Source organism: Erwinia sp. E_sp_B01_1, from assembly GCF_036865545.1.
In the GTDB taxonomy this organism is placed as follows: domain Bacteria; phylum Pseudomonadota; class Gammaproteobacteria; order Enterobacterales; family Enterobacteriaceae; genus Erwinia.
The window spans coordinates 2,787,756-2,800,294 of record NZ_CP142208.1 but is presented as its reverse complement, the minus strand read 5'-3'; the positions used below and the strand labels follow the sequence as shown (position 1 = coordinate 2,800,294).

The 12,539-nt window shown below is 54.0% G+C and carries 9 protein-coding genes; 4 read left to right on the top strand and 5 right to left on the bottom strand.

The genetic code is table 11. The features are described from left to right. Window positions 1-21 precede the first annotated feature (21 nt). Entirely contained in the window at window positions 22-909 is an 888-nt protein-coding gene (locus VRC33_RS13230) for an EamA family transporter (protein WP_338556560.1), read from the bottom strand. 242 nt (window positions 910-1,151) lie between these two features. On the opposite strand from VRC33_RS13230, the gene VRC33_RS13225 reads away from it, so the two are divergent. Together VRC33_RS13225 and VRC33_RS13220 are read left to right on the top strand one after the other, a co-directional pair. Further along, complete coding sequence (locus VRC33_RS13225) at window positions 1,152-1,868, top strand: glutamine amidotransferase (RefSeq protein WP_338556558.1); 717 nt, start codon at window positions 1,152-1,154, stop codon at window positions 1,866-1,868. Between the two features lie 154 nt (window positions 1,869-2,022). Further along, window positions 2,023-3,543, top strand: a complete 1,521-nt coding sequence (locus tag VRC33_RS13220) for an aldehyde dehydrogenase family protein (RefSeq protein WP_338564296.1) — start codon at window positions 2,023-2,025, stop codon at window positions 3,541-3,543. Window positions 3,544-3,614: 71 nt separating this feature from the next. On the opposite strand, the gene VRC33_RS13215 is transcribed toward VRC33_RS13220, so the two are convergent. Next, entirely contained in the window at window positions 3,615-5,792 is a 2,178-nt protein-coding gene (locus VRC33_RS13215; RefSeq protein ID WP_338556556.1) for an EAL domain-containing protein, read from the bottom strand. A gap of 853 nt (window positions 5,793-6,645) precedes the next feature. Between VRC33_RS13215 and VRC33_RS13210 the strand changes: the two genes are divergently transcribed. After that, on the top strand, window positions 6,646-7,953 hold the full coding sequence (locus VRC33_RS13210; RefSeq protein ID WP_338556554.1) for a flippase: 1,308 nt from the start codon (window positions 6,646-6,648) through the stop codon (window positions 7,951-7,953). A gap of 15 nt (window positions 7,954-7,968) precedes the next feature. Here the strand turns inward: VRC33_RS13210 and VRC33_RS13205 are convergent, their stop codons facing one another. Next, a complete protein-coding gene (locus tag VRC33_RS13205) occupies window positions 7,969-9,318 on the bottom strand; it encodes a sodium:proton antiporter (protein WP_338564295.1) in 1,350 nt (449 codons plus the stop codon). Window positions 9,319-9,544: 226 nt separating this feature from the next. On the opposite strand from VRC33_RS13205, the gene hemB reads away from it, so the two are divergent. After that, window positions 9,545-10,522, top strand: coding sequence for a porphobilinogen synthase (gene hemB / locus VRC33_RS13200; RefSeq protein ID WP_338556553.1), 978 nt, complete (start codon window positions 9,545-9,547; stop codon window positions 10,520-10,522). Window positions 10,523-10,585: 63 nt separating this feature from the next. Here hemB and VRC33_RS13195 read toward each other — a convergent pair whose 3' ends face one another. After that, window positions 10,586-10,894, bottom strand: a complete 309-nt coding sequence (locus tag VRC33_RS13195; RefSeq protein WP_338556551.1) for an EthD family reductase — start codon at window positions 10,892-10,894, stop codon at window positions 10,586-10,588. 248 nt (window positions 10,895-11,142) lie between these two features. Continuing rightward, entirely contained in the window at window positions 11,143-12,405 is a 1,263-nt protein-coding gene (umuC, locus tag VRC33_RS13190; protein WP_338556549.1) for a translesion error-prone DNA polymerase V subunit UmuC, read from the bottom strand. Window positions 12,406-12,539 lie beyond the last annotated feature (134 nt).

The following is a 12,539-nucleotide window of genomic DNA, read 5'->3' as shown; positions in this document are numbered from 1 at the left end:
ATTATCGCTTTTTGCCTGGCGCTAACGCAGGCGGCGGAATTTCCGTAGCCCGGCGTGCATCCGCAGATTGCGCAGGTTGATAACCGCAATGGCCGTACCGGCAATCACCAGCAGTGCGCCGGTCACTTTGAACATGTTCATGCTGTCGCCTAACACCAGCACGCCCATAATCACCGCCAGCACCGGAGTGAGCAGCGAGTAGGGCATAATCAGATTGACGTTGTAACTGCGTAAGAGCCAGTACCAGAGCGAGTAGGCGATAATAGAGGAGAAGATAGCGCTGTAGAAAATGCCAAACCAGCCACGCCAGGTTGAATGCACCAGGCTGTGAATTTGATCGGACTCCAGTAAAAATGAGGCCAGGCCGACAATGGGGATCGCCAGAAACGAGAGCCAGCCGGTCATGGTCAGCGGCCTGATTGAAGGGGATTTTTTGACCAGCATATTGCTGATCGCCCAGCCAGCCGCGCTGCACAGCAGCAGACACAGCACCCACCAGGCCGGGATGGTCGGGCTGCCTGCCAGCACCACCACACCCGTCAGCGAAACGGCAATCCCCGCCATCTGTACCCGCGTCAGCTTCTCTTTCAAAATCACCATAGCGAGGATCATCGCGAAAGGCGTACCGAGCTGCACCACAATCGCCCCGGTGCCGGCATCGGTGTATTTCATGCCGACAAACAGCAGCGAGAAGTGCATAAAACCGAAGGTAAAGGCCAGCGGCACCAGATAGCGTAACTGTTGCCGGTTGACGCGGGTAAAGGGAACCAGAATCAGCGCCACTACCACAAAACGCATCAGGGTCAGAAACAGCGGAGGAAGATCGAGCAATCCCCATTTTATGGCGACGTTATTAAACGCCCAGAGTGTTACTACCAGTAATATAAGCAAAAAATGACGCAAAGCCACGAGAGGGTCCTGTTGTGCGGGTGATCACCCTTTTATCATGGCACGGATACCCGGCAAGCAGGAGAGGGAGCCACTCTTTTTTTGGCTTTAAGGTCGGTAAAGGAGCCACGCTTTATGACTTTTCCTGGTGCTGTAGTCAGAAAAAGTGATGAGACAGCGCGGAGACAAAATGCCATCATTGGCTTCCCTTGCCTGTTCAGCTGCAGGATCTGTGTTCACCAACCTAAGGACGGCCTTTCACTATGAGTTCTTCGCTTCCTTTAGCCATTATTCAGTTGGAGACGCCTCCGGTTGCTGTCAGCGACCAGGTGGGCGAGCAGCAGCACTGGTTTATTGCTGCACTGGATTTGGCCCCTGACGAGTATATTGTCGTGCGCCCCGATCTGGGCGAAGCCCTGCCGGAGCCAGGCTCGATTGCGGCAGCAATCCTCAGCGGCTCCTGGGCAATGGTCACGGACCATGCAGAATGGAGCGAGCGTACCGCTGCCTGGATCCGCAGCGCGGTTGAGCAGTCGCTGCCGCTGCTGGGGGTCTGTTACGGCCATCAGCTGATGGCCTACGCGCTTGGCGGGATTGTGGATGATAATCCGCGAGGCTGGGAGCGGGGTCTGAAGCCCCTTGAGCTGACGGCGTGCTGCGCTAAAGATCCTCTGTTAAGCCAGTTGCCCGTGCATTTTTCCGCCTGGCTTTCTCATCGTCAGACGGTGCTTCAGGCTCCGCCCGGTTCCCGGGTGCTGGCAACGTCGGCGCTGGATGAGTGCCAGATTATCCGCTACAGCCCGCAGGCACTTTCCGTACAGTTTCATCCGGAGTTTACCGGTGCGATCATGACGGCCTGCCTGCAAAGCAGTCAGCAGCCGCTGAGCAGCCTGATGACGCATCAGCAGGAGCCAGCCGCTTCCCGGCAGCTACTGCGCGCTTTCTGGCAGCAGCACAGTCAGGCCAGCAAGCTCGCCTGACCGGCTTACTGCCCCTCGTTTGTGCCTCTATCCTGGCGTCCCGATCACAGTTTCAACGCTGACAATCTGACATGCTCAGTTTCAGTCATATTGTTAATGTTGAGTTATTTGATTGTTAATTTCGCCCTGGCGAATTGACCCTAGGAGAACGATGATGCGCTATGCCTATCCCGGTAATAAAGAGTCCCTGATTACCCTGAAATCACAGTACGGCAACTTTATTAATGGTGAGTTTGTGCCGCCGGTGAACGGGGCCTATTTCTCCAATACCTCGCCCATCAACGGGTCAACGATTGGTGATTTCCCACGCTCTGATGCAGAGGATGTGGAAAAAGCCCTGGACGCAGCCCATGCGGCGGCAGAAGCCTGGGGGAAAACTTCTGTGCAGACGCGCTCCCTGACGCTGTTGAAAATCGCTGACAGGCTGGAAGAGAACCTGGAATATATTGCGGTTAATGAAACCTGGGACAACGGTAAGCCAGTGCGCGAAACCCTGGCCGCTGACCTGCCGCTGGCGGTGGATCACTTCCGCTACTTCGCTGGCTGCCTGCGCGCTCAGGAGGGGACGGCGGCAGAAATTGATGAGTTTACCGCCGCCTATCACTTCCATGAACCGCTGGGCGTGGTTGCCCAAATTATCCCGTGGAATTTCCCGCTGCTGATGGCAGCCTGGAAGCTGGCCCCGGCCCTGGCGGCGGGTAACTGCGTGGTGCTGAAGCCCGCTGAACAGACCCCGCTCTCAATCACCCTGTTTGCAGAGCTGATTGGCGACCTGCTGCCAAAAGGCGTGCTGAACGTGATCCACGGTTATGGCCGTGAAGCCGGTGAAGCCCTGGCGGGCAATAAACGTATTGCGAAAGTCGCCTTTACCGGCTCCACTGCCACCGGGGGCCATATCCTTGAGCTGGCAGCGAAAAACCTGATCCCTTCAACCGTGGAGCTTGGCGGCAAATCACCCAACATCTTCTTTGAGGACATCATGCAGGCCGAACCGTCCTTTATTGAAAAGGCCGCCGAAGGCGTGGTGCTGGGCTTTCTGAATCAGGGGGAGGTCTGTACCTGTCCGTCCCGCGCGCTGGTGCAGGAGTCTATTTATGAGCCCTTTATGGAAGCGGTGTTGAAACGCGTGAAGAGCATTAAACGCGGCGATCCTATGGACACCGATACCATGGTCGGGGCGCAGGCTTCGCAGCAGCAATTCGATAAAATTCTCTCTTATCTGGAGATTGCACAGAAAGAGGGGGCTGAAGTGCTGATTGGCGGTGGCATAGAGAAGCTGGAAGGCGATCTCTCGACCGGATACTACATCCAGCCTACTTTGCTGAAAGGCAATAACAGTATGCGGGTATTCCAGGAGGAGATTTTCGGGCCCGTAGTGGGCATCACCACCTTTAAAGATGAAGCGGAAGCGGTGGCGATTGCCAACGACTCTATCTACGGATTGGGGGCGGGGGTATGGACTCGGGATATTAACCGGGCCTACCGCGTGGGCAGGGCAATCAAAGCCGGACGCGTCTGGACCAACTGTTACCACCTTTATCCGGCACATGCGGCCTTTGGCGGTTACAAGAAATCCGGGATTGGCCGTGAAACCCATAAAATGATGCTCGATCACTATCAGCAGACCAAAAACCTGTTGGTCAGCTACAGCGTGCAGCCGCTGGGCTTCTTCTGATCCCTCCTCAACAGGGCCGTTTTTACGGCCCTTTCTTACTCCATTAAAAGCCGGCAGGCTGCGCCATCCCTTCAGCCCGCTTTTTTCTGTGCCAGTAATGCCAGGATATGCTCCTCAGGCACCGCCTGAGAAAAGAGATAACCCTGTAACTGGTTGCAGCCTGCTACGGCCAGCGCGTCCATCTGCCCCTGAGTTTCCACGCCTTCCGCCGTCACCGTCAGGCCCATCGCCTGGCCCAGCCTGACCACGGATTCAATGATCGCCATTGAGTTTTCGGTGACGCCAAGTGACTGAGTAAAAGAGCGGTCGATCTTGATTTTATCCACCGAAAAATGGCTCAGGTAGTTCAGGCTTGAATAGCCGGTGCCAAAGTCATCCAGGGCAATACGGAAGCCGGCCTCACGCAGTTTTCGCATGGTTTCCTGTGCGCCTTTCTCATCCTCAATCAGCACGCCTTCGGTGATCTCCAGTTCGATGCGGGTGGTCAGGGTCTTCTCCTGTTTTACTATAGCTTTGAAGCGCTCAACAAAACCGGCAGCGCGGAACTGTAGCGGAGAAACGTTGACCGCAATGGTCAACTCCGGCCAGGCCAGCGACACCCGACAAGCTTCGCGCAGCACCCACTCGCCAATCTGAATAATCAGCCCCATCTCTTCCGCCAGCGGGATAAATTCGCCGGGAGAGATAGGGCCATGAACCGGGTGATTCCAGCGCATCAGCGCTTCCAGCCCCACGATCTTATGGCCGGAGATATCCATCAGCGGCTGGTAATAGACGGCCAGATCTTTTTTGGATTGCATTGCCAGCCGCAGATCGGCGGCAATTTGCTGACGGGTTTTCACCGATTCATCCATTGCCCGTTCAAACAGCTGATACTGACCGCGTCCCTGGCTCTTGGCTTCATACAGGGCGATATCCGCTTTACGCATCATCTCTGAGCGATCCACGGCGTCGTCCGGGCCCACGGCTACGCCAATGCTGACGCCAATCCAGGTATCGCTACCCAGCAGCGTAAAGGGACGTGAGAGCGCCTCAATGATCTGTTCGCACAGCTTTTGAATATCCCGCGGAGAAGTCACAGCATCCATGATCACCACAAACTCATCGCCGCCCAGTCGGCCTACCGTGTCACGTTCACTGACAAGTTCGCTCACCCGGTGTCCGACCTCAATAATCAGGTCATCCCCGGCATGGTGACCATAGGTGTCATTGATCAGCTTAAACCGATCCAGATCCAGCAGCAGCAGGGCAATACGTTGATCGCTGCGCATTAATCTGCCCAGCGTCTGGGTCAGCCGTTCCTCCACCAGGGCGCGGTTGGGCAAGCCGGTGAGCACATCATGAAAAGCCAGATGCTGTGCCTGCGCTTCACTGGCGCTGAGTTGCAGCATCGACTGGGAGAGCTTCAAAGAAGAGAGCCACAAACGCCGCAGCATTACCATGCAGATCAGGGTGATAATCATCACGACAATGAAAGTTGCCGGGCCAATCACCTTCAGCATGCCCGAGCCCGGTTTGTCGGGCTGCCAGGAGAGATGCCCCAGCGGCTGGCCGCTGTGGTTAGTAAGCAGATAGTTAGCGCCGTTCTCCACAGGGTTGCCATCGGTATAGCGTAAATCTTTGAGCAGGCTGCGCTGTGAAAGCGACGTCAGATAGCTGTCGTCGAGATATTTGACGCTGACCAGGGTATAGGGGCTGTTTTGCCCACTTTCACCCACCAGCGTGCCCAGGGCCAGCACGGCAGGGCGCTTATCAATCAGCGTAAAGTCGATCACCTCAGGGTGGCCATCCTGACTGGTATAGGGCGCGCGGAGCTTTTCCTTGAAGGCCATTACCGGCTGGCGAAGGTGGGCAAACCGGGAGGGCTCAACGTTCTGCCCATTCTCCCAGCGGTACACCGGCTGATTCTGCGCATCAAGGATATAGACCAGCTGATGACCAAACATCGTGGAGAGCCAGGAGCCCACATTCTGGTTCAGCCAGGGCGTGTCCACACTGGCTCTTGCCATACGGCGGGCAAGCGGCTGCCACAGTGCCAGACTACGATGCTGTTTGATCATCTCGTCAAGGCTCTGAGAAAGTGAAGTTTTTATTATCTGTTGCTGCTGAGCAGCGGCGCTGGCATTACTTTTCGCGGTGGCCCACACGACGGTCAGGCTCGCAGCTATAAAGGTGATTACCAACACCAGCACTACAGGAACAAGGATCTCACGGACAAAATGCACACGAAAGCTGTTGGTAATTTTCATCTTTTTTCAACCCGATCTACCTGAAAATACTGCCATAACCCTCACTTGAGGCTAGCAGAAAACTCATTTCTGTCTTTTTTCCTGGGCTGATATCGTGCGCCATGCCGGTTTTATGGCGAAATATTTGTGAAGAGAGGCTGAATTCATGAAGCAGGTTTAACTATCCTGAGGCAGTCCGGCATCAGTCATATCGCTGTAACCCATTAATTTTGTGCGGAACAAGGCCGGATGAAATCAGGGCACTGTTTAACGAGGCAGATGTTTAAAACCCACGGACGGCAGATTTCATCTGTTTTAATCTGCAACAGTTGCAGGATGAGGGCGGAAATTGTCAGGGTATTCAACCCTGAATTAAGCAAGGACAGTTCAGGCGTGGCGAAAAAAATCATTCAGTGAAATAAATAACCCGCGCGGTTTAATACATCAGCAATATGGACTAATTAATATTTATTAACATCTTTCCGCTAATGTTATACCCCGTCAGACGTCGCACCCGCATTATAAAATGCAGGGAGGTTTGCCGGGCACCAGATTTTACTGGTATTAATCCTAATAAGCTGCCTCTTATTAATGGTTGATTGATTTCGTCAAACAGTTGTTGTTTATTAGTCCTGACTGAATCGTGCAGATCCCTTTGCACTCACTCATTCAACTACCTGATTAATTATGAATTATTTTTTGATTACAGCATGTTTAATGCTGTTTCGCATTTGACGATTTGGTTCGGGAAAAGTCTGAAACCAGGCTCAGTTCTTACTGGCTACTTTTAAGCAGGCCGGAATTATATTCTAATCTGATACCAGTCAGGCAGCATCTGCGCGGTATGACGACATCCAGAAAAGGTTAAGGGCTGATGGCTAAGGTATTTGACAGAAGTTTAGTAATTAATATTTTTTCCCTGTTAGGACTCAGAGGTGCTTCCTTTATTTTCCCGCTGGTGACTTTACCCTACCTGGCCCGCGTTTTAGGGGTGGAACATATGGGGGTGCTGGCACTGGGTCTGGCCTGCGTCATGTATTGCAGTACTATCTCAGACTGGGGATTCAACGTTTACACCACGAAAGATATTGCCCAACACCGTGAAGATAAAGAGAAGGTGACCCAGCTTTTCTGGTCCACTTTTAATGCCAAGCTGATCCTGGGAAGTTTCACCCTGTCGATCCTGCTGCTGGTGACCTGGTTTAATCCCCGCTGGCATAACCTCTTTTATATCGTCCTCGCCAACTCGCTGGTGCTCTACGGCCAACTGATGTCCTTTGGCTGGCTGATGCAGGGTTTTGAAAAACTTGGTAAAACAGCGCTGATTTCCACCATCGGGCAGTTCTGTTCTATTCCACTGACTTTTCTGCTGGTGAAAACCCCCGAGGATACCTGGCTGGCGGCGCTGATCCCCGGCGTTACCGCGACCATCACCGCCGTCATCACGCTTTATTTTGTGGTCACCATGAAGGTGATTGGCTTCTACCGCTTCGAACCACGGCAGATCGTTCAGCGGATCAAAGACAGCCTGCATGTTTTTCTGGCGATTGCCGGAGCTAATCTTTTCAACAACATCAACGTGTTAATTCTGGCCAGCATGACCACCAACTACATGGTTGGGTTGTATAACGGTGCCGATCGCCTGAAGAAAGCCGCCAACACTCTGCCTGAACAGATCGGTAATGCCTTCTTCCCCCGCGTGAGCTATCTGTTCCATAAGGATCCCCATGCGGTCATCCACGCAACGCGGAAAAGCATTACCTGCTCCTTCGGCATCAGCCTGTTTATTGTGGTGTTCACCTTTTTCTTTGCGGATTTTATCGTCAGGATCCTGCTGGGACCGGACTTCCATGAGTCGGCTAACGTGTTGCGGGTCATGGTCTGTGGGTTTATTTTCGGTAACGTCAGCTATCCGGCCGGGTTACAGATCCTTATCCCGCACGGGCTGGCTAAGCAGCGTATGCATGTGATGTTTATTGTTGGCTTGATCAATATTCCCATCTGTTGCCTGCTGGCGTGGAAATTTGGCGCTATCGGTGCAGCCAGCTCCCTGGTGCTGTCAGAGTTCCTGGTGTTCCTGGGTATTCTGCGGATTATGATTAAACACAACATCCTTAACAGCTATCTGCTGAAAGAGAGCCCACGGGGTTTTGAGGCACCGCACAACGAAAATATCGGTTAAGTGCGGCGCCCCGGTTTAGTCCTGATCTTTCTGCCTGGCGGCAATCCTTGCCTGCCGCCAGTTCAGCACCGGCGTGACGGACACGCCATGAACCACCACGCTGGCCACAATCAGCGTAAAGGCCATATCAGCCATCCGGGTCACCTCACCCCCGCCTGCGCCATGAGTGTAAGCCCAGGCAATGTAGTTGATACTGCCAATCCCCCGGATGCCCAGCCAGCCAATAATCAGGCGTTGTGCTCGCGGTGCCTGCATACCCATCGTCGCTATCCATACCGACACAGGGCGGATCACCACAAAGAGTAAGGCTGCCATCAACAACCCCTGAGGGTCCCAGTGATGAGCCAGCGTCACACCCAGCACGATAATTATCCCGGCGGCAAATAACCTCTCAACCGTGTCACCAAAGGAGAGGGCATCGCCCACCACCAGACCCACAGTGCTGGCCGGGTTTGTTTCACCCGCCTCATGACGGATATGCGGATTAACCAGCACTTCCGCGGGGGGACGATTTTCGCTGTCTTTGAAATCATCCGCTGGCTGACGGTAAATCACCCGCATTTCGGCGCGTCGCAGCCCTACACCGGCAGCAAAGGCGGCCAGGAAGCCTGAAGCATCCAGCGCCTGAGCGGCGGCATAGCTCAGGGCAATCAGCGCCAGTGCCAGGAAGTCGTTCGGCGCCACATCCTGATACGTATGACGCAGATGAGTAATGTATTGCCCAACGAATCTTCCCAGTACAAAACCAATTCCCAGCCCGCCGGTTATCGCCCATACCACATCAATCAGCGCCCACTGCCCGAAATCAACCAGCGTGAAGTCGCCCTGCGTGGTCAGCAGCATCACGGCCAGCATCAGCAGGGGAAGGGCGGTGCCGTCATTCATTCCCGCCTCGCTGGAGAGCGACACGCGCAGGTTATCGTCATCCCTGGCGTCATTCACCGAGATCAGGCTTGCCAGCACCGGGTCAGTGGGCGCAACAATCGCGCCAAACGCCAGTGACAGCGTCCAGGACAAGTCGGTGAGATAGTGGGCAACCAGCGTCACGCCTGCCACGGTCAGTAGCATTCCAGGAAATGCCAGGCGCAGCCCCATGCGCCAGCCCTGGCTTCTCAAGGGCAGCCTGAGCTTGAGCCCGGTGATAAACAGCGAGGCCGCCATGGCAATTTCAGTGAGGTTTTTAGCCACTTCAGGATGGGCGGCAATGTCCACCTTTAACAGATCCAACACCCACGGCCCGCAGATAATGCCTGCCGCCAGATATAACGCAAATGCGGTCACCGGGCCGCGGTTTATCCAGCCCGAAGCCAGTGACATCAATAATAAAAGTCCGCCCGTTGCGGCGGTCCAGCCAAGAAATCCCATCATTACTCCTGTTGCTATAACCCCACTTAGTATGGACGCTAAAAGCGAACCGGGAGGATATGCTGTTGAAAACTTTCAGCCACATAGACATTCTGTGCCGTAATCAGCGGGGCGGGGGCCGCAAACATTGTCAGCAGGCGCTCAGAGGTATACTGTTAACGGACTCACTTTCTTTTCTCACTGGCGCGGTTATTCGCCGGTGATTCTCCGCTAAACCGAGGTTGTTTTGTCCAGTTATACGCCGAACCAACGTCCAAGACGTCTGCGCCAGACCCCATCCCTTCGCACCCTGTTTCAGGAAACATCACTGAGCATCAACGATCTGGCTCTGCCCATTTTCGTTGAGGAAGGCCTTGATGATTACAAAGCTATCCAGGCGATGCCTGGCGTGGTGCGTATTCCCGAAAAGCGGCTGGCGTATGAGATTGAACGCATCGCTAAAGCCGGGATCCGTTCGGTAATGACGTTTGGTATTTCGCACCATACCGATGCTGACGGCAGCGATTCCTGGCAGGAAAATGGCCTGGTTTCCCGGATGTCGCGGATCTGCAAAGAGACGGTGCCGGAAATGATTGTGATGTCCGACACCTGTTTCTGTGAATATACGACGCACGGCCACTGTGGTGTGCTGCACGATCACGGCGTGGACAATGACGCCACGCTGATCAACCTGGGCAGGCAGGCTGTTGCTGCGGCGCATGCCGGTGCGGACTTTATTGCCCCTTCAGCGGCAATGGATGGCCAGGTGGCGGCAATTCGTCACGCGCTGGATGCCGCCGGTTTTACCGACACGGCAATCATGTCCTACTCCACTAAGTTCGCGTCATCTTTCTACGGCCCGTTCCGTGAAGCTGCGGGCACCTCGCTGAAGGGCGATCGTAAAACTTACCAGATGAACCCGATGAACCGCCGCGAAGCGCTGCGCGAATCCCTGATCGATCAGGCCGAAGGCGCTGATGCGCTGATGGTGAAGCCTGCCGGGGCTTATCTGGATATTATCCGCGACGTGCGTGACCATACTGACCTGCCGCTGGCGGCTTATCAGGTGAGCGGCGAGTATGCGATGATCAAGTTTGCCGCACAGGCGGGCGCTATCAGCGAACGTGATGTGGTGCTGGAGAGCCTGGGTGCCATTAAGCGCGCCGGGGCCGATCTGATTTTCAGCTACTTCGCGCTTGAGCTTGCCGAGAAGAAGCTGCTGTAGTCTGACCTCCTGCTAAAAAGAAACCGGCCCGGTGGCCGGTTTTTTTATGCCTGAAGCGGCGGGTTACACAACCACTTCGGCAATCCACTTCACCGAGGTGATATTGGTGAAGTTTTTCACGTCTCCGACGATTTCATCCACGTGGTCAGCCATGCCTTTTTGCAAATCTTCCACCGAGTGGCACACAAGGTAGCAAGCCGCCACATAGGGAGCAGGGGAACCGTCAGGATTTGAGAGGATCTTATCGATGCTGTAAGAGAGCAGCAGATCGCCCATTCTCTCTTTAATCAGCGGCAAGTGAACGTCGCGGTAGTAGTCGTGATCAAAGTGACCGTTTTCAGTTGCCGGGTAAAACACGCAGTATTTAATCAAACCTTCACCTCATAGTATCTGCCGGTGCGCCTTCCGCACCTGTTTTTCATTATAGCTACGGTGCCAGGCAGCGGATTAGCGCTGTGAGCCACCGGCTGTAAAATGAACTGCCGTATTTATTCCTTTATCGCTAACGTCTGTTAGCCGGGGCTGTCTGGTTGATGCCCGATATTCCGGGTTTAATCATTTGTAATGCTGCTGGCCGATAATGGCAGTAAAGCTTAATTAATTTTCTTTAAGGCTATAATTTATTTGATTATCGGTAGCTCAGAAAACCTCGTGGTATAAGCCGGAGAAAGCATCTCACGCTTCATTGACCAGGTTTTCTGGATCCCCTGACCGGCAAACCAGATTTTTGTTTTTCCTGACTTATTCAGCATATCCAGCGTCTCCATCAGTTTGTCACTGTTGGCTTTGGGCTGAAACTGATCAAACAGATTCAACTGCGCCACACCCTGATCGAAAAAATCCCCCAGCATAATGCCGCCTTTCATATAGCGATAGCCGGGGCGCCAGATTTTATCCAGGCACTGGATGGCGGCATTGATAATGTCGCGGCTGTCCTGAGTGGGCGTCAGCAGTTTACAACTGGCGGCATTGCCGAAATAAGGGTGCGCCGGATCGTGCGGGCTGGTGCGGATAAAGGCACTGATTTCCCGGCAGTATTGCCGCTCGCCACGCAGTTTCTCCGCACCCCGCGCGGCATAATTGCAGATGGCTTCATGCATATCCTGATATTCGGTAATCCGGCTGCCAAACGAGCGAGAACAGAGGATATTCTGTTTGGCTGAGGTCATCTCTTCCAGATGCAGGCAGGATTCGCCGCGCAATTCCCGCACCGTGCGCTCCAGCACTACCCCAAAATGTTTACGGATCAGTGCTACCGGGCTGTCGGCCAGTTCCAGCGCCGTTTTAATCCCTAATTCGTCCAGCTTCTTCGACAGCCGACGGCCCACGCCCCAGACTTCTGCGGCAGGCAGTAAAGCCATTAATTTACGCTGGCGGTCAGGAGAGGAGAGATCCAGTACATGATTGGTTTTAGTCCACCTTTTGGCGGCAAAGTTAGCCAGCTTGGCCAGGGTTTTGGTTTGCGCAATCCCCACGCCTACCCGCAAATGGATATCCTGCCAGATGCGGTTCCGCACCTGGTGGCCATACGCCTCCAGCGACATGCAGTTACTGATACCGGTGACATCAAGAAAGGCTTCATCAATGGAGTAAATCTCTGTTGCGGGCGCCATCTCTTCCAGCGTGGTCATTACCCGGTTTGACATATCGGCATAGAGGGCATAATTGGAAGAGAACACCGCCACGTTGTGCCGCTGGATCTCTTCGCGCATCTTAAAAAACGGTGCCCCCATCTTGATATCCAGCCTTTTGGCTTCCGCATTTCTGGCAATGACACAGCCATCGTTATTGGAAAGCACCACCACTGGACGCCCCAGCAGGTCGGGACGAAATACCGTCTCGCAAGAGGCATAAAAACTGTTGACGTCTACAAGGGCAAACATGAGGTTTTGCCTGTGGACTGAGGGATAATTGACATAATAAAGGCCTCCTTTTTAACTGTGATTATATACAGTATATTTCAGCAGGCCGGAGGATCAAGATGAAGAGGGGAAGATTTGTGGAAAGGCCAGCCTGC